This is a genomic window from Peribacillus simplex, assembly GCF_001542915.1.
Classification (GTDB): Bacteria; Bacillota; Bacilli; order Bacillales; family DSM-1321; genus Peribacillus; species Peribacillus simplex_B.
On record NZ_LNNH01000043.1, the window covers coordinates 71406 to 91023 of the forward strand.

A 19618-nucleotide genomic window follows, 5' to 3' on the forward strand; every position below is an offset into this window, starting at 1 on the left:
GATAAGCCTCCTAATTTTCATTATTATTAAGCGATATCCACTGCCTCGCCCATTATGGCCAGATCAATTTCATAAGCCGTATCCTTCCCTTGCTGGGCAGCCGAAACGACCATCGCCTCCCCTTGACCTTTTCCGAAAATCACGTCCCCGCAGGCAAATACTTTTTCATTCGACGTTTTATAGGAGTCTGCCTCCAGCAAAACCACGCCATCTTCATGTTCGATCCCAAATTGTTCAATCAGCCCAATATACCTGGATTGGCCTATGGCACGGATGACCCCATCGACCGGTATCACGAACTCCGATCCAGATATAGGCACGGGCCGGCTACGCCCATCTTCCCCTGCCTCGCTAAGCACCATCTTCACACATTCGATGCCCGTTACATGACCGCTTTCATCCGCTAAGATCCTTGAGGGGGTAGTCAGCCAGTGAAACCCGACCCCTTCTTGTTTGGCAAACTCGAATTCAAAATCATAGGCAGTCATTTCCTTTTGGGTCCGACGATAAATGATCGACACCTGTTCGGCCCCAAGTCGAACCGAACAGGTCGCAGCATCAATCGCTGTGTTCCCGGCCCCAATCACCGCCATCTTCTTCCCAATGAATTTTTCGCTGATGGCTCCCGTTTTCGTCTCCTTAACGAAATCGATTGCATCGTAGACCCCAGCGAAATCCTCTCCTTCGATCCCTAGCTTCGGAACTTCCGACATACCGATCGCTAAAATGACCGCATCGAATTCGTCAACCAGCTGGTCAGCAGAAACATCCGACCCGACACGTGTATTCGTTTTAATTTCAACATCCAGGCTTTTGACCTGTTCGACTTCCCAATATGAAATGCTCTGTGGCAACCGGAAGGATACGATTCCGTAAGTATTCAATCCGCCTGGATTTTTTTCCGCTTCGAAAATGGTTACACTGTAGCCAAGCAAGGCTAATTCCCTTGCTGCAGATAAGCCTGCCGGACCGCTTCCTACAATGGCAATTTTTTTGCCATTCTTTTTCCCGGCCTTGAACAGGGCTTGTTTATTTTGGATGGCCCAATCTGTGGAATAACGCTGGAGATTGCCAATCATGATTGGCTTGGTCGAATGGTTGAGGACACATGCGCCCTCACATAACTCTTCGGTCGGACATACCCGGGCGCAGCTGGCACCGACGGGATTGGCTGTCATGATTGTCTTTGCCGACCCTTTATAATTGCCTGACGCAATTTTCTTAATGAAGGTTGGAATGTCTATCCCTGTCGGACAGGCCTGAATGCATGGGGCATCATAGCAGTATAAACATCGATTCGCTTCTTCCAGGGCTTCACGGCGGGACAACCCCCTCTCCGCTTCCTGAAAGTTCATCTCAAGTTGATCTTTTAACGGACTTGTCATACTCATCCACTATTCTCCTTCCAAACATTTATTTGTAAAAATAAAAAAGGGAGGAATTGCATGCATTTCTCTACTTCATATTTTCTTGGTTTACATGTGTGGATTCTGCGCAGCGCATGTTTCAGCCTTCAGTCCTTCAATCCGTCTATTCATATCTATCATTCTCTAAATTGGCCAAGCCGCGGTCCCTGTTTCCTCCGGCTTTTAACAGCCCCCCCTAACTAAAAAAACTCAAAAACAGATCCTGAACCTGATAATTGAGTATTCTTTATTTTATAACGGTAAAACGCCAGATACATTATACAAAGTGTAAAGTATTACCAGTCAGAGGTTGTGCAAAATGTAATATCCATGTTATATTTCCTAACAACAAACGCTAAAGCTCGTCATTTTTCTACAATCAACCTCATAATTCTTCACCTATCCGGATGAATATTCATGCAACGGACTTATCAACATTTTGTCCACATAAAAAAAGCCCCAAAACTTTATTCAGGGTTTTTTCGGGCTTTTTTATTTTATCCACAACTTATGCACAAATCTGATCATTCTAATCTCAGTTCCTTAGCGGAACAAAAGCATTTTCACCAGAGTTATCCACAAAACCATTTTTGTTTTTCCACTTATCAACAAACAACAAACAACTTATCAACAGCCCCTTCATTCGGACTTAATGATGTAACGAATATATTTCTCATAATCCGCTTTCTTGCACTCAAGCTTAATTCGATATCCGCTCTCCTCATATTCGGTATCCGTTATATGACCATTTTCATTGAAGAAAGATACGAGCTGCCCTTGATCAAAGGGAATCAACATCTCACAGCGAATATAGTCCGTAAAAATTTGCTCGCGAATTTGTTCAATCAATTCCTCGAGACCTGCTTTCGTTTTCGCTGACATATAAACAGAATTGCGATTCACCCGGGGAATCTCCAAATCGGTAAGATCAGCTTTATTATAGGCGAAAATCGTCGGTATCCCTTTAATGCCAATCTCATTTAATGTCTGTTCCGTAATATCCATTTGTTGCTCATGATCCGGATTGGAAAAATCGACAACATGAATCAATAGGTCCGCTTCCACCACCTCTTCCAATGTTGACCGAAATGCCCTCACAAGGTGGTGGGGCAATCTTGAAACAAAGCCCACGGTATCGGTCAGCAGGAATTCCTTCTTATCCGGTAACGGAATGTTTCGCACCGATGTCTCAAGCGTAGCGAACAGCATATCTTTTTCCAAAACCTGCTTCTCCGCATTCGGATGGAACATTTCGATTAAAGCATTCATGATTGAAGACTTCCCTGCATTCGTATATCCGACCAATGAAACGACAGGGATGGCATTCTTTTTGCGCTGCTTCCTCTGCGTTTGCCGGTGTGCCACAAGGAGTTCGAGTTCTTTATTCAAAACGCTAATATTTTCCTCGATTCTCCTGCGGTCAAGCTCTAATTGCTTTTCCCCGGCTCCTTTGTTTGTGCCCACCCCGCCGCTCTGACGTCCCAATGACTCCCTTAAGCCAACGAGACGCGGGAGCATATACTGAAGCTTCGCCACCTCTACCTGGAGCTGAGCTTCCTTCGTTTTCGCCCGATGCGCAAAGATGTCCAGAATTAAAATCGTCCGATCGATCACCTTGCAATCCATATCCCTTTCCAAATTCCGCAGTTGCGAAGGAGACAGCTGATCATTAAAGATCACGACGTTCGCTTCTTTATATTCAACGAGCCTCTTCACTTCCTCGATCTTACCCGTCCCGATGAAATGCGATGAATTCACCCGATGCAAATTTTGGGTGATGGTCCCGACAACTTCCACATCACAAGCCTCCGTCAGGTTGGCCAGTTCCTCCATTGAATACTCAAAATCCCCCTGGCCATTGAGATTGACGCCAACAAGGATTGCCCTCTGTTCCATTTCCATCCCTTCAAATCCCTTCTGTGCATGCCTATTCCTTGAACCATTGCACCTTAAGGAACATATGCATGCCTCACTAAATGTCTGCCACATTGTAGCACATTAACCATTCCAATGCCTGCTGCTTCCTTATTAGAATCCCTTATGCCCGAAAGGACATTCAGCCAAAAAAAGGACAGGCTCCCGACCATTTGGATGTTAATCCTTGAATTTGGAGCGTTCACTCGCGAATTCGGATCATGACCTTGAAATCGTGCGTTTTTACTCGCGAATTTCATCCTCTTCAGGATCGTAAAAAACAAACAGGCTTCGGGAAGGAAACCGTTCCGAAGCCTGTTTGGCTACAAACCTCGGACGGGAGCTTATATCCCTGCCCAATTGCTATAATTCACTGCTCAAGATAATATCCCCTTTAGGAATTTTGCTATCATCCGAGGGCTCAAGCGTGATTGCTACGGTATCCCACTCATGCTCACCAGCTTGATCCAGGTGATACGTCACTACGCCCAGGCCATCGTCATTCGGCACGAATGTCCCGGCTCTGTAAGGCTTACCCTTCTCCAGGAGCCAAACCTGATATACCTGTGAGCCTTCTGGCGGTTCAAGATTTTCCGCTTGAATGATCATTTCCGTTTTATCATTTTTCTCTACCATCGTCGCCCTGCCATTGAAAGGAGCGCCTTCACCCGGTTTCAGGGCCACACTCGTCTGAAGCTTATCGATGGTTTCCCGTTTTTCCCCTGCATTGTTATCCGCTTCATCCTTAGAAAGCAAGGTATAGGCATTTCCAAGCAATGAAGCGAATAAGACGGCCGCCAACAATGGCTTCATCCATCCATTTCCTCTTCTTTTTTCAGCCGTTTGCTGTAATGCAGGCTGTTGCTCTTCTTTCTCCGTTTCAAACACATTTCCCAAAATCCGCTGTTTCATTTCACTTGGCGGATCAACCGGTTCAGCTATAAATGCCAAGTCCTTCGTTAGCATCGTTAGTTCATCTAATTCCTCACGGCAATTCTGGCATTGCGCAAGATGGTTTTCAAACTTCCTCCGAGGGACTTCATCCAATTGTCCATTGAAGTAATCTAACAGCCATTCACATGGATTATTATTCATCAAGCTCTCCCCCTTTGCTTAACTTTTGCGGGATAATCTTTCGTAAGTGCTTAAGCGCCAATCTGACTCTCCCTTTAACGGTCCCGAGCGGAATTTCAAACTCCGAGGCTATGCTTTGCTGTGACAGGCCTTTAAAATAAAATAGGTGAATCATTTTTCGTTGTTCCTCACTTAATTCCGAAACGGCCTGCCTCAGCATGGCGCCTTCTTCCTTCCACTCGATGAGATTTTCTACGCTGGGATTCTCACTCGGAATCTGTTCATATTCAAAGTCGGAGGGTATATCTCTTCTTTTCCTTAACAGATCTATACTTGCATTTCGGGTCATCGTCATGATCCAGCTGGAGAACTTCCCTTTGGATGCATGATACGTACCCTTTTTCGTCCAAATTTTTATAAACACTTCCTGTACCGCTTCCTCGGCCAATTCCTTCTGCCCAGTAACTTTATAGGACAGGGAGTATAGGATCTTTTCGTAGCGATCATATATTTTTTCGAGGGCCTGCTTATCCCCCAGATGAACTTTCTCGTATAGCTCTACATCTATATCGTTCATTGAAGTCCCCTTCCTACCATAATTACTTATTATAGCAATATTTGGATCATCCATAACAATTTCTATGCTCTAATCTATGTACGTTTTGAAAAGGGAAATGGATGCATCATTTTAAAGTTTCACATGAAACAATCGGAAAGATCGAATAAAAAAACTCCCCGCACCTAAAATAAGCAACGGGGAACATATTTTAAACTACTATTCTTTTATTCTTAATAATCTAAGACTGTTCAACGTTACTAATAAGGTCGCACCCATATCGGCAAAAACCGCCATCCATAAGGTTAACCAGCCGGGAGCGATCAATAATAAGGCCACGATTTTGATCACCAAGGAAAACGTGATGTTCTGCTTAATGATTTTCAATGTTTTGCGGCTTAAGCGGATCGTATATGGAAGTCTCGATAAATCATCACCCATCAAGGCAATATCGGCTGTTTCAAGCGCAGTATCAGTGCCCGCGCCTCCCATCGCAATCCCCACAGTCGAAGCTGCCAATGCCGGAGCATCGTTGACACCATCGCCCACCATGGCCACTCGCCCATATTTTTGCTTCCATTGCTTGATGATCGTCAATTTACTCTCGGGCAATAGCTCCGCCTCAATTTCATCCACGCCCGCCGCCGCTCCAATCGCCTTTGCCGTACCGCTATTGTCGCCCGTCAGCATGATCGTTTTTTCGATACCGAGTGCATGCAGTTTGCGAATCGCTTCTTTGCTGCTTTCCCTTATTTCATCAGCAACTGCAATAAGCGCCAGGAGCTTCATTTGATCGCCAAGCAACATCACCGTTTTCCCTTCATTTTGCAAGCCGCTGATTTGCTCCAGCACATCATCAGGAAAAACTAATCCTGCCACTTCTTCAAAGAGATGGGGTTTGCCAATGTAATAGGTTTCTTGATTGATGTTTCCTTTTATCCCTTTGCCAGTGATGGCAGTGAAATCCTCTACCACTAAAGAGCGATACTCCGCACTTTGTTCATCCGCCTTTTGAAGCACTGCCGTGGCAAGGGGATGCTGTGTCCTGCTTTCCAAAGCAGCGGCAATGGCCAGCACAGCCTCTGGACTGAATCCTTCAGCCAACAGTTTGAAATCCGTTACAACAGGAATGCCCTTTGTTAACGTACCCGTCTTATCAAACGCAATCGCCTTTATGGCTCCCGCTTCTTCCAGATGGATTCCGCCCTTGATCAATACTCCATTTTTCGCTGCATTTCCAATAGCTGTGACTATGGCAATCGGGGTGGAAATGACCAAGGCACACGGGCAGCCGACAACCAGTACAGCCAATCCCCTGTAAATCCACTCGGCCCAATCCCCGTTCACAGCAAGCGGCGGCAAGACCGCAATCGCCAAGGCAATGAGCATGATTGCCGGTGTATAGTATTTAGCGAATTTATCCACGAAGGCCTGGGAGGGCGCTTTTTCAGCCTGCGCTTCTTCAACTAGATGGATGATTTTTGCGATCGTCGTATCCTCGACGCGCTTCGTGACCTCCACTTCCAGCAGCCCCTCGCCATTTAAGGTTCCTGCAAAAACCTCGCCATCAACCGTTTTATAAACCGGCTCCGATTCCCCTGTAATGGCTGCTTGATTAAGTGTCGAGGCCCCCTTCAAGATCCTGCCGTCCATAGCAAGCTTCTGACCTGGTTTCACGATCATCGTGTCGCCGACCTCGATCTCATCGACTGCGATCATCATTTCGTGATTGCCTCTAAGGATCAAGGCTTCTTTAGGTGCGATATTCATCAAGGATTCAATGGAATTCCGGGCTTTATCCATCGAATATTTCTCCAATGCTTCACTGATGGCAAACAAGATGACGACAGTCGCCCCTTCGCCCCATTCACCGAGCACCGCCGCACCGATGATGGCAACTGTCATCAAGGTGTGCATATCGAAGCGAAGTTTAAAGAGATTCTTCAAGCCATTGAGAAATAACGAATACCCCCCCATTATGATGGCCGCCGCATACCCAATTACCGGAAAGATGCTTCCTTCCCCAAATTGGTTTTCCAATATCCAGCTGATCAGCAACAGGATGGCCGAGAATGCCACCTTAATATTTTCTTTTTGTTTCCAAAAGGGCTCCTTAAGGGACACCTGTTCCTGCTCTCCCCGGATTCTCAGGTTATCGAAGGCTCCTGCCTTTTCTATCTCTTCAATCGTCGCAGTTCCCTGTACCGAAATCTTTGAAGCGCCAAAATTGATTTTAGCGTCCCTTACTCCTTCCAGTCCACGAACATTATTCTCAAACTTAGCCGCACAATTCGTACAGGATAGACCTTGGATGCGGTACGTTTTCGAAGCCGATTCAGCCATCGGACCTCACCTCCTGCTGGTGTTCTGATGCAATGAGAATCAATTGCTTGATATGGTGATCATCCAATGAATAAAAAGCTAGCTTTCCTTCTTTTCGATATTTAACGATGGCATTCTTATAGAGGGTACGAAGATGATGAGACGTTGTCGCCATCGAGGCACCGATGATATGGGCCAGATCGCACACACATAATTCCTCGTCTTCACAGAGCGCATAGGCTATTTTCGCCCTATTATCATCACCTATCACCTTAAACAGCTTTGATATGCTGGAAATATCGACCTGGTTCATTTCTTTCTGAATGCGATTGACCTTTACTTGATCATGCAGATGGACATCACATACATCTTTTTGTTCCATCATCTTCCCACACCCTTCATTCAAATCTTCATTTGATTAAAATATACCATAATTTGTTGAATATTCAAACCTATATTTGAATGACGACTTCCCCCTCATCGTGAAAGCGGCCTATATGTCTTTATATGTACCCTATCGGTTTTTGTTTCATTTCCAGCGTGGCTACCCGCACAAAAAAAGGAAGGAGCCTATTTTTGGGGGGCTTTGCTTCATGCTTTAAATTAGGGTCAGGGGGAACTTATTATTTCCCTATACCTTCCTCGAAACGTACATTATATTTAATTTACTAATTTCTTGGAGAACTATGATATACTTAGTCAAACCTTTTTAAGCGATTTACTTTACTTGTACCGCTTTCCCCGCTCAATGCTGAGCGGGGTTTTTTTGTCATCGGATTTATCCACAAAATAAAAAAGGCAGACCCCGCAAACGGGATCTGCCTTTTTTTGTTTTGAAATTATGCTTTTTGAACGTTAGAAGCTTGTGGTCCACGTTGACCTTGTTCTACTTCAAAAGTAACTTCTTGACCTTCGTCTAAAGATTTGAAACCTTCGCTTTGGATAGCTGAGAAATGTACGAATACGTCGTCTCCGTTTTCGCGTTCGATGAATCCAAAACCTTTTTCTGCGTTAAACCATTTCACTTTACCTTGTTCCATTGTTGTTGCCTCCTAGTGCATATGCACATTGTTATTACTATCCTTGCTCTAAGTCATCATCGAAAACGAAAAGTAGTACTTTTAGTATCCTTAGTACCGAACAAAAATAATTAAGACTAAGCATAACATTAAATGGCAGCGATTGCAAATGGTTTGCCCAAACTTTATTCAAGCAATTTTTAATACTCTTTGAATTCACTGACAAGCTAAACCCATTCACATCAGTATAAAAAGTGCAAACACATTTAGTTTACGCCCAAAACTCTCCCGACAGCAGTGAAATGGCGCCTTATCTTGGAAAGCTAAGCACCTGCATTGGAATGCCATCTTCATGTTCAGGCCAAGTTGAATGCAACGTTCAGCTATCAGAAAAAAACTGCAGACGAACTCGAGCGGAGTTTGTCTGCAGTCCGTTCAGACATCATAGATAGCCTGGCATGGAGCGATTATTTTTCGGTGGTGAATTTTTCAACCATTTCTTCCAAGATGGCCGATTTGTTTGCCAACTCTTCATTTTGTTCCTTCAGTCCATTCATGATCGTACTTTGTTGGATGGCTGCCGCTGAGATTTGTTCAGTGGTTGCGACTCCCTCTTCCGAAATCGCTGCAATCTCCTGGATCGATGCTAAACTTTCATCAGATGACTCATTGATTTTTTTCGAGTGGGTGGCCAATTGTTCCGTGCCCTTCAGCAATTTCTCTACGGAATCGAAAATCTTATTGAAAATCTCGCCATTGTTTTCCACTAAGGAAACACCCTTGACTATATCCTCAAAGCTTTCATCGTTATTTTGGATGACCTTCGCCGTTTGTTCATTGATCCGCGTAATTGATTCGGAAATGATATCAATCGATTCATCCGTTTGCACAGCCAATTTTTGCACTTCCTGGGCGACTACCGCAAAGCCTCTGCCGGCATCCCCCGCCCGTGCCGCTTCAATGGAAGCATTCAAGGATAGCAGGTTCGTTTGGGAAGCAATGACCCTGATTAAACCGATCACTTCATTTATCTTCACTACATCCTCTTCAAGGCTCACCAAATTGGCTTTATTCGCTTGGCCGTTTTCCATGATTTTACCCATCTGGCTCGTTACATCCTGCACTTGTTCACTTCCTTGCTCAGCAAGTGTGTTCGCATGCATCGTAAATTCATTCATCTTATTCGTTTGCTCATTCATTAAGCGGATGGTCTCCGTTAAGTCACTGATCATATTGGAAATCCGATCAATATGATGGGCACGTTCTTCTGAAGCCTTCGCTTCTTCCGTTGTCCCCGTGACGATCTGGCTATAGGACTCCACCATCTCCTCAAAGGATTGATGGATGGAAACGGTGGTTCGATTCATCGTATGCGCGTGTTCACGCACATTATCGATGATATGGGATAAACTTAATCTCATATCCTCAAAGCCATTGGACAGATCTCCAATCTCATCTTGCCTGCCAACCGGAATCGATTTACTTAAATCCCCTGCCGCCATTTCATTCGTGTAGCCAACAAGTTCATTGACGGGACCCGAGATCTTCCTCCCGATGACAATGGCACACAGTACGCCTAATATAATGGCACTCGCAAGAAATAAAATATTATAGAATATCATTCTGCTTTTCAATTCATCAATGAACTTCGCATCCATATCAATCCCTACAATGGCGTCCGTGCCATTGATTGGCGTAAAGTATGATTTGTGCGTTCCCCATTTATCTTTATATATTTCACTTAATACGTCTTCTTGTCCATTTATCGATTGAGCCTGCTCCGGCGTGAAGGGCGATTGCACCATGTAATCATCGCTTCCATTCAAGGCTACGATCGTATCTGCATCGTTCTCCCGCTTCAGCACATACACATATTCAATACCCTTTTTGTCTTCAACGAAGGCATCTAATTTCTGCCTGATATCTTCTCCCCGTTCCGCAGATTTGTTGATCAAAGTCGGGTTGAGGCTTGCTGCGAGACTACGGGCATTTTCAGAAAGACGCTCATCGAATTGCGGAAGGACATTCTCATTGATCATTTTATTCGTAATATAGGAAAAGCAAAGTCCCATGGCTCCTGCAAAAAGCACGAATGGAATGATATAAAATAAGAATAGTTTTGCCATTAGTGAATTTTTAGGATTCAGCTTTGAAAATCTCATTCTCATGACCCCCTTAGGTTAAAGCCAGTTGTTTTATCGTCAAGTATGGAAGTAAGTCCAAGTGAAGCAATTGACGGTTCTTGTTCAAATCCTCGCTTCTATAAAATATGATCGACATGCTCCGGTCATTTTGAAAAGGAAGTTGCCTATATTCCAAAATCTGTTCGAATTCATGTTGCAGCCCTTCATGATCGATATTCGCCACTTCCTCCAGGTTTATTTCCAGCGGAACCTCTGCAAAGAAAAAGCTGTAAACCGCATCATCCATTTCTTCCAAAATCGAATTCCAATCTGGTTTCGTACCTAAGAAATAGTGTTGATACATGTTCATCCCATATGCATGGTAGCCTAAATCAGTTGTACCCGCACCGGCAAAACGAAGTGGGTTGATTTCAATCGGTATTACCCTATCCCCATTTTTGCGAATTTCAAAGTGTACAGCGTAGTTCCTAAGCGGTAGGACCGTTTGAATATTCTTCATGAACCTTCTTGCATCATCATAGATTTCGTTGATGGCTGCCTTCGAAGTATAATAAATGCGATCGGATGTATCATAATCGTCCTTGAATAATCGTTTAAAGACATTCAGAATAACCGGCTCACCATCTTGATCGTAATAACCATCAATGGCGAATTCCTCCCCCTGTATCCACTCTTCTATCAAGATGGTCTGGGAACCGACCACTTCGGAATCATACAACCCATCCGAGAGAAGCAGGTCCTCTTTAAGCTGGGCCACGGCTATATCCCAATCCTGCTCATTCTTGACTTTGTGTACGCCAACACTTGAATAGCCGATATTTGGCTTGATGACGACCGGAAACGGTATTTGGTCTTTATCCAGATCATCTATCATGGATAAATCAATATCATGGAAATGGAAATCCGGATATAATGACTTCGTTAACTTACGTACCTCACTCTTATCCTTCAATAATTTGGACCATATGTATTCATTGCTATCTGGTTGGAAATGGCCTAATACCGTGATGCCATTTTCAGAGTTTGTAAGAATTCTTTGCTCCATCCCCATGGACTTGAAAAATTCTGTATCGTTTTGAACATTTAACTTTTCAGGTGTTATCGCGTCTCCCCATTGCCCTTGTTCCAATACTGGAATTTGCTGTTCGACTAACACCTTTAGAAGAATCGGTGACACAATGGACTCATTCAAAATAATCATGTTTTCCACCTAACTTATACTGTTTTTTATATCCCCATATTTAATCGGCTAAAAGAACCATTTTTAAAGTCCGAATTAGCCTTTTGTGCCTATTTATTGTTTTAGAATAGTAAAATCAGCTAAAATTCGACATTATTGCACCTCTCTCCCTTCCTGGACCGATCTCTGGAACCAGTCTATAAGAACCAGACCTGAACCGTTGGTTTTTTTGCACAGCGGAAAGCCCGGAGCTCTAACCCCGGGCCAACTTTCTATATTTTAACATGATATTATTGTTCCTTGGTCAATACCGTTTTGCAATTTCTTGATCCAAGCCTTCAAAATCATGATAGGAGATCGTTTCATATAATTCACTTCGTGTTTGCATGTCCTGCAAGGCGCCTGCCTGTGTTCCATGCTGCATGATTTGTTCAAAGACTCTCTCATATGCCTTTGCGGCCACCCTTAGGGAAGTGACCGGATAAATCACCATTTGATAGCCCATTTCTTCAAATTCCTTAGCCTTATAATAAGGCGTTTTACCGAATTCCGTCATATTCGCAAGTAACGGCACAGTAACGCGCTTGGCAAATTGACGGAACTCCGCTTCCGATTGCAGCGCTTCAGGGAATATCGCATCAGCTCCTGCTTCGATATAGGCCGCGGCTCTTTCTATTGCTGCCTCCACCCCCTCCACAGCCCTTGCATCCGTACGTGCCACAATGACCAGCGAAGGGGCGGTTTGTTTTATCATTTTTATTTTTTGTGTCATCTCATTTATCGCTATAAGCTTCTTACCGTTTAAATGGCCGCATTTCTTTGGAAGGTCTTGGTCTTCCAGTTGTACAGCGGCGATGCCCGCTTCCTGCATTTCCCTAGCCGTACGCGCCACATTCAGGACACCGCCAAAGCCTGTATCAATGTCTACAAGCACCGGTAAGTCCGTCGCCCGAATAATATCCCTGGCCCGCTCCGCCACTTCAGAGGATGTGACAATCCCTAAGTCGGGCAGGCCCCTGCTTGCCGTGTATGCTGCACCTGAAAGGTAAAGGGCGTCAAAGCCTATTTTCTTCGCTATAAGACCAGCCATCGCATCATGGGTGCCTGGGATTTGTAAGATGCCCGGTGCTTCCATGAACTTCCGAAAACGAGCTGCTAATTCCGCTTGTCCCGACTGTTGATTTACGATCCATGTCATCTCTCAGTCCCCCTTAAATGATGAATAAGTCCATAAATTCGTTTACCTTCAAGTTCGAAAGAACATCGGGCTCCAAGCATGCTTCCTGAATTCGAATTTGCTGTTTGTGCGAATAGTGCGTGCTAATGTTATCAATGAATTTATTGATTATTTTCGGAACCGCTTCTTCTCTTCTAAACCGGTGCCCAAGCGGATATTCGCATTCGACGAACTCCGATACCGATCCGTCCTTATAGTAAATTTGGATGGCATTGGCGATCGAGCGCTTGCTCGGATCCAGATAATCCATTGTGTATTGCTCATTTTCGACGATCAGCATCTTATTCCTTAAGCGATCGATTCTCTCGTCGGCCGCCGCCTCATCCTCATAGTGGTCAGCTGTCACATCGCCGTGGATCAAACCGACTGCCGTAATATATTGGATGCAATGATCGCGATCGGCCGGATTGTTCAATGGCCCTTCCTTATCAATGATGCGAATGGCAGATTCATGTGTGGTGATTTTGATTTTATCTATTTCTTCAAGGCGATCCTTCACTTCCGGATGAAGTTTCACTGCACACTCCGCTGCCGTTTGCGCATGGAACTCCGCCGGATAGGATACTTTGAATAAGACATTTTCCATCACATAGGAATCGAGCTTGCGTGAAAGCTTCAATTCCTTCTTATTGAATAATACATCCTGGAACCCCCAGCCTGGCGCCGAAAGGGCTGTTGGATATCCCATTTCTCCTTTGAGGGCCATCATGGCCAACTGTACGGCCCTGCTTGTGGCATCGCCAGCTGCCCAAGATTTTCGCGATCCGGTATTTGGAGTGTGGCGATACGTACGCAGGCTTGAATTATCGATCCACGCATTGGATAATGCATGGATGATTTCTTCCCTCGTTCCGCCCAAAGCTTTTGTGACTACCGCCGCCGTAGCCACCTTTACAAATAGGACATGGTCTAGGCCAACCCGGTTCAAGCTATTTTCCAGCGCCAGTACGCCTTGAATCTCATGTGCTTTAATCATCATTTCCAGGACGTCTCTAACAGATAATGCTTTTTTCCCCTCTGCCATATTCACACGGCTTACGTAATCAGCCACCGCCAAGATCCCTCCCAAGTTATCAGAAGGATGTCCCCATTCCGCCGCCAGCCATGTATCGTTATAATCCAGCCAGCGAATCATGCAACCAATATTGAATGCACCCTTCACTGGATCCAGTACATATGAAGTCCCTGGAACGCGGGTCCCATTTGGAACGACCGTGCCGGGAACGACGGGTCCTAATAATTTGGTGCATTCAGGATAGTGAAGCGCTAAAATCCCGCAGCCGATTGTATCGAGAAGAACGTAACGAGCCGTTTCATATGCTTCATCGCTAATGATCTCTTTTTTCATTACATAATCCGCAATGTCTTCCAATAACACATCCGTTTGATTGATACCATTCGTTTTTAGCATTCTCATCTTCCCTTTCGTGGCAAATTTGTTTATTATAATGATGGACGTTGGTCAGAACGTCCATCTGGCGGGCTAGTAATCTACATTTCCTTAGTTGGAAATGACATTGCGGTTATGACGCTCGCCTATATAACTCACACGAGGTCGGAAGAGACGGTTGTTTGCGTGCTGCTCAATCACGTGAGCACATAAACCCACTGTTCTCGCACTGAAGAAAATCGGTGTATATATGGCAATGGGAAGGCCCAGCATATAGTAAACCGGCGCTGCATAGTAATCGAGATTCGGATAAAGGCCTTTTTCCCTTTCCATGATCACTTCCCCCGCTTCACACATTTTATAAAGACGGTCGTCCCCTTTGGCATCACAAAGCTGCTTTAATGCTTGCTTCATGATCAATGCCCTTGGATCCATTTTCTTCATATAGACGCGATGGCCAAACCCCATGATTTTTTCTTTATTTGCCAATTTCCCATCAAGCAGCCGCTCGAATTTCGCGACGGTACCCGCCTCCAATAGCATGTACATGACCGCTTCATTGGCTCCTCCATGCAGGTTGCCCTTTAGGGAAGCTACAGCTCCCGTCAAAGCCCCATATAAATCGGAAAGCGTCGAGGCGATTACTCTTGCCGTGAAAGTGGAATTAGGCATTTCATGTTCGCTATACAATAATAATGATTGGTCAAAGATTTTTTCTTCCATTGCCGATGGAACCTTGCCCGTAATCATGTAGTAAAAATTGGAACTATAAGATAGATCCTTATTCGCAAGAACAACCTCTTGCTTATTCAGGATTCGATAACTGTTTGCGACGATGGCAGGGACATTCCCTAATAATTTGTAAGCCCGCTCTCGATTCACCGAGGAGGAACGATCATCAATGTTTGCATCATATCCAGCCAATGCTGAAATGCCTGTTCTGAGAGCATCCATCGGATGTGTTTTCCCCGGCAATAGCTTTAACAATTCCAGGATAGCTTCCGGGATTTCATATTCATTTTTCAAAGCCTGTTCAAGCCGCCCCTTTTCCGCAGCATTCGGGAGCCTATCGTGAAGCAGCAAATGGACAATCTCCAAATATCCAATCTTTTCAGATAAATCGATAAGATCATATCCTCGTATAACAATCTCACTCTGAACTGTATCCAGGAAAGATAGCTTTGTTTCAGCTGCTACAATTCCATCAAGCCCAGGGGAATAAGTTCCTTGTTCCTTCATCTTTCATTCCTCCTCTGAATAAGCTACTTTTTTGAAAGCGTTATCAAAATTTGTCGGAATCTCTTGTAATTCAACGATTTTCCCATTAAACTGACATAAAAAAAACAACTTCCAGAGGAAGCTGTTAATTTACGAAGAGTACTCAAATAAACATGAGAAATGATCAAAATTTTTCATGCCAAAAAGTCCGCAATTAACACCCCCTATCCTCGTAGGTACTTGATGCACATTAATTAGGCAGGTCTCCTGGCTTATGATCTTCGCTCTTCGAACCCTTCCCATTTCCAGTGCAGAAACAGTGGATATTTTTCGAATCGCTCCCAAATACAGTTGCGGGACAGCGTCGGAATCTAACCGACTTCCCTTTTAAGCAGATAAACAGATAAATTCATCTGCACCTATTAATTTCATTATTTAATTTTCTACTTAAATATAACAAAATGTTCCAAATATTACAATTACCTTTTTCAGTATCAAGCTCATGTTTGCATCGGCGCCTGCCTGTCCACATTAAAGGTAGCCAGGTGGTTCTTTTACCCATAACAAGCAAGTTATTAAAAATAGTTCATATTCAATTCATAACTTCTTTGTATACTACCGTTTATAATGAAGCTCAAGAAGGGATGTTAATAAATGAAACCAGAAAAAAAACAAAAAGGCTGGAGCCAGTTCATCCGATTGGTCCAACAAACGAAGCCTTCTAAAATAATGATCGGGATTGCATTACTATTAAGCTTAAGCACAACTGGCGTAAGTTTATTGGTCCCATTATTCACAAAAAATCTTATCAATGATTTCTCCCTCAGTTCGCTAAATGCGGAACGGGTCACACTTCTCGTGCTTGCCATTATCGTTCAAGCATTGGCCAGCGGATTTTCCATCTATTTATTGAATAAGATCGGTCAATCTGTTGTCGCCGGCATCCGCGATCAACTATGGAAAAAATTGCTCGTATTACCCGTGGATTACTTCGATGAACATCCATCGGGCGAAACGGTCAGTCGGATGACAAATGATACAACGGTAGTGAAAGGCTTGATTTCGGAACACCTATCCAATTTCGTCACCGGCATCATATCCATTGTCGGCGCCATGATCGTGTTATTTTTGCTTGATTGGAAAATGTCACTGTTGATGTTCATAGCCATCCCGCTCTCCGTTTTACTATTACTGCCACTGGGGAAGAAAATGCACCGCATATCGAAAGGGATGCAGGATGAGACAGCGAGCTTCACCGCCGTCCTCCAGCAGGTGCTTACGGAAATCCGGCTTGTTAAAGCATCGAATGCAGAAACCTTCGAATATGAAAATGGAAAAAAGGGAATCACCCAATTATTCCATTTTGGTTTAAAGGAAGCAAAAATCCAAGCGCTGATCGGTCCGTTGATGAGTCTCGTCATGATGGCCCTACTCGTACTCATTTTAGGATATGGCGGGATGCGTGTTTCATCAGGGGCCCTGTCAGCAGGAGCACTAGTTGCATTCATCATGTATCTTTTCCAGATCATCATGCCCATGGCGCAATTGGCAGCATTCTTTACGCAATTCCAAAAAGCTACCGGTGCCACGGAACGCATCATTGCCATCTTGGATTCTGAAGAGGAAGAAGATGCAAAGATGGAAGTTCAAAATTCCAGTCAAACCATCACGGTAGATCACCTGGATTATCGTTATCACGATGGTGAACAAGTGCTAAAAGATATCAACTTCACGGTTGAAGCAGGCAAGGTCACCGCGATTGTCGGGCCAAGCGGCAGCGGGAAAACGACCCTTTTCTCTTTGTTTGAGCGATTTTATAAACCACAGCAGGGCTCGATATCCATAGGCGGGACATCGATAAATGATTTCACGCTTTACTCATGGAGAAGCCAAATCGGCTATGTTTCACAGGAAAGTCCGATTGTATCCGGTACGATTCGTGATAATATTTGCTATGGAATCGACCGGGATGTAACAGATGAGGAGTTAAATCAAGTCGCTAAAATGGCGTATGCAGATCAGTTCATTTCCGATCTTCCAAATGGCTATGATACGGAAGTTGGCGAAAGAGGGATGAAACTCTCAGGAGGTCAAAGGCAACGGATCGCCATCGCCCGTGCTTTTTTAAGAAACCCCAAAATCTTGATGCTGGATGAAGCCACCTCCAGCCTGGATAGTAAATCGGAACATGTCGTTCAGCAGGCATTGAATGATTTGATGAAAGGCAGGACAACGATCGTCATTGCCCACCGCTTATCGACCGTTATTGGTTCCGACCAAATCATCTTCCTCGAAAAGGGGAAAATTACAGGCAGCGGAACACATAAAGAGCTATATGAAACGCATGCATTATACCGTGAATTTGCACAGCAGCAATTACACAAGCTCGAGCTTGCTTAATTCATTCACCGAAAGGACGGAAGAAGGATGACAAAGATATTGATCGTCGATGATGATGCCCATATCCGTGAACTGATCCAGCTCTTGTTAAGAAAAGAAGGATTCGATCTGTATGTCGCCCCGGACGGACTTCAAGCATTGAGCATGATGGAGAAGGTGAAAATCAATTTAGCCATCATCGATATCATGATGCCTAACATGGACGGATGGCAATTATGCAAGGAATTGCGTGAGTTCAGTGATATCCCGGTGTTAATGCTGACGGCCAAGGGCGAAACATCGCAGAAGGTGAAGGGATTCGAACTCGGGGCCGATGACTACCTTGTTAAACCATTTGAACCGATCGAATTGGTCATTAGAATAAAGGCCTTGTTAAAACGCTATAAAATCACCAGCTCCCAAACATTGAATATCGGTGATTTACAAATGAACCGCAACACACATCAGCTGTCATTCAAAGGTGCAGAATATACGATCCCACTTAAAGAATTCGAAGTGCTATTTAAATTGGGAAGCTATCCTGGAAAAACTTTTTCAAGGGAAGAACTCATTGAAGACATATGGGGCTATGACTATGAAGGTGATGAGCGCACCGTCGATGTTCATATAAAGAGAGTGCGGGAGCGGTTCCCTGAAACAGGATTCCCGTTTCGGATCCGGACGATCTGGGGATTGGGCTACCGGTTGGAGCTAACCAAATGAATGTCGCCTTTTTTAAACGCATTCTTGGCTTTTTGACATACACTTCCGTTTGTTTTTCAGCAGGTTACTTTATCATTCAGCTATTGCCTGTAAAGCTATCCAGTTATGTCCAGTATTTACTGACAATCCTGACCAGCATCGCGATCATGATGCTCACAGGTTACCTGATCCATGCCTTCAGCCACAATAAACGCGTAAACATCTACTTGGAAATCATTCATGCATTAAGGAAGATTGCCAATGGCGATTATGATGTCCAATTGGACTTGAACACAGGTAAGAAAAACGAAATGACGGAAATCATAAGCCAGTTCAACCATATGGCCAAGCAACTCAAGCAAATGGAGGAAATGCGCCAGGAATTCATCTCCAACGTCTCACATGAAATCCAATCGCCGCTTACTTCCATTGTAGGGTTCGCACAAGCGCTTCAATCAAATAAGCTGACAACGGAGGAAAGCAATCATTACCTCCATATCATTGAGACAGAGAGCAGGAGATTATCCAAATTGAGTGATAATCTTCTGAAGCTTACCTCCCTCGAATCCGAGCATCACCCTTTTGAAAGGGCGAACTGCCGGCTTGACCAGCAAATCCGCTCGATCATCTTGGCTTGCGAACCGAATTGGCTCGAAAAAGAACTCGAAATGGATATCTCCTTGGAAAAGGTTTCGATCTTCGCAGACGAAGATTTAATGAGCCAGGTATGGACCAACTTGATTCACAATAGCATCAAGTTCACCCGGCAGCATGGCACAATCACGATCAGGCTCCAACAAATTGATGATCAAGCTTCGATCACGATATCCGATACCGGCATCGGCATTTCAGACCAAGATCAGTTCCACATTTTCGAACGATTCTACAAAGCCGACCTCGCACGGGAACGCACAAAAAGCGGCAGCGGCCTAGGGTTATCGATCGTGAAAAAGATCATTGATATGCACGATGGATCGATATCCGTCAAAAGCGAACTCGAAAAAGGGACGACCTTCACGATCCTGCTTCCGATTTCGTGAAGGACACCAATAACCAGCTGACTTGTCAGCTGGTTTC

Annotated in this window: 15 protein-coding genes and 1 riboswitch; of the genes, 3 read left to right on the top strand and 12 right to left on the bottom strand. The window is 44.4% G+C overall.

The annotated features are described in order from the left end of the window. Positions 1 to 26: 26 nt before the first annotated feature. The 12 genes from AS888_RS19480 to mmgD all read right to left on the bottom strand — a co-directional run bounded on the left by AS888_RS19480 (position 27) and on the right by mmgD (position 15481). Positions 27 to 1385, bottom strand: coding sequence for an NAD(P)-dependent oxidoreductase (locus AS888_RS19480; protein WP_081092537.1), 1359 nt, complete (start codon positions 1383 to 1385; stop codon positions 27 to 29). Between the two features lie 660 nt (positions 1386 to 2045). Then, positions 2046 to 3308, bottom strand: a complete 1263-nt coding sequence (hflX, locus tag AS888_RS19485) for a GTPase HflX (RefSeq protein WP_061143803.1) — start codon at positions 3306 to 3308, stop codon at positions 2046 to 2048. Positions 3309 to 3683: 375 nt separating this feature from the next. Beyond that, positions 3684 to 4415 carry an anti-sigma factor gene (locus tag AS888_RS19495; protein WP_061143805.1) on the bottom strand — a complete coding sequence of 244 codons (732 nt, stop codon included), beginning with the start codon at positions 4413 to 4415 and terminating at the stop codon, positions 3684 to 3686. Beyond that, complete coding sequence (locus AS888_RS19500) at positions 4408 to 4971, bottom strand: RNA polymerase sigma factor (RefSeq protein ID WP_061143806.1); 564 nt, start codon at positions 4969 to 4971, stop codon at positions 4408 to 4410. Before AS888_RS19500 ends, AS888_RS19495 begins: the two co-directional genes overlap by 8 nt. Positions 4972 to 5169: 198 nt before the next feature. Beyond that, positions 5170 to 7293 carry a heavy metal translocating P-type ATPase gene (locus AS888_RS19505; RefSeq protein WP_061143807.1) on the bottom strand — a complete coding sequence of 708 codons (2124 nt, stop codon included), beginning with the start codon at positions 7291 to 7293 and terminating at the stop codon, positions 5170 to 5172. Continuing rightward, complete coding sequence (locus tag AS888_RS19510) at positions 7286 to 7654, bottom strand: ArsR/SmtB family transcription factor (RefSeq protein ID WP_061143835.1); 369 nt, start codon at positions 7652 to 7654, stop codon at positions 7286 to 7288. The genes AS888_RS19505 and AS888_RS19510 overlap by 8 nt, the downstream gene beginning before the upstream one ends. 457 nt (positions 7655 to 8111) lie before the next feature. Continuing rightward, positions 8112 to 8312: a cold-shock protein gene (locus AS888_RS19515; protein ID WP_034304915.1), complete on the bottom strand. Its 201-nt coding sequence runs from the start codon at positions 8310 to 8312 to the stop codon at positions 8112 to 8114. A gap of 446 nt (positions 8313 to 8758) precedes the next feature. Then, a complete protein-coding gene (locus AS888_RS19520; protein WP_061143808.1) occupies positions 8759 to 10453 on the bottom strand; it encodes a methyl-accepting chemotaxis protein in 1695 nt (564 codons plus the stop codon). A 13-nt stretch (positions 10454 to 10466) separates the two neighbouring features. After that, on the bottom strand, positions 10467 to 11636 hold the full coding sequence (locus AS888_RS19525) for an ATP-grasp domain-containing protein (protein WP_081092536.1): 1170 nt from the start codon (positions 11634 to 11636) through the stop codon (positions 10467 to 10469). A 283-nt stretch (positions 11637 to 11919) separates the two neighbouring features. After that, complete coding sequence (gene prpB / locus AS888_RS19530; protein ID WP_061143809.1) at positions 11920 to 12813, bottom strand: methylisocitrate lyase; 894 nt, start codon at positions 12811 to 12813, stop codon at positions 11920 to 11922. 13 nt (positions 12814 to 12826) lie between these two features. Beyond that, the gene (prpD, locus tag AS888_RS19535; RefSeq protein WP_061143810.1) at positions 12827 to 14263 is read right to left on the bottom strand and encodes a 2-methylcitrate dehydratase; all 1437 of its coding nucleotides are present in this window, start codon (positions 14261 to 14263) and stop codon (positions 12827 to 12829) included. A 90-nt stretch (positions 14264 to 14353) separates the two neighbouring features. Continuing rightward, on the bottom strand, positions 14354 to 15481 hold the full coding sequence (mmgD, locus tag AS888_RS19540) for a citrate synthase (protein ID WP_061143811.1): 1128 nt from the start codon (positions 15479 to 15481) through the stop codon (positions 14354 to 14356). Positions 15482 to 15700: 219 nt separating this feature from the next. Beyond that, positions 15701 to 15898: riboswitch (cobalamin riboswitch) on the bottom strand. A gap of 216 nt (positions 15899 to 16114) precedes the next feature. On the opposite strand from mmgD, the gene AS888_RS19545 reads away from it, so the two are divergent. The 3 genes from AS888_RS19545 to AS888_RS19555 are packed head-to-tail and all read left to right on the top strand — an operon-like array spanning position 16115 to position 19581. Further along, complete coding sequence (locus AS888_RS19545) at positions 16115 to 17860, top strand: ABC transporter ATP-binding protein (protein WP_061143812.1); 1746 nt, start codon at positions 16115 to 16117, stop codon at positions 17858 to 17860. 27 nt (positions 17861 to 17887) lie between these two features. Further along, complete coding sequence (locus AS888_RS19550; protein WP_061143813.1) at positions 17888 to 18562, top strand: response regulator transcription factor; 675 nt, start codon at positions 17888 to 17890, stop codon at positions 18560 to 18562. Next, positions 18559 to 19581 carry a sensor histidine kinase gene (locus AS888_RS19555; RefSeq protein WP_061143814.1) on the top strand — a complete coding sequence of 341 codons (1023 nt, stop codon included), beginning with the start codon at positions 18559 to 18561 and terminating at the stop codon, positions 19579 to 19581. Before AS888_RS19550 ends, AS888_RS19555 begins: the two co-directional genes overlap by 4 nt. Positions 19582 to 19618 lie beyond the last annotated feature (37 nt).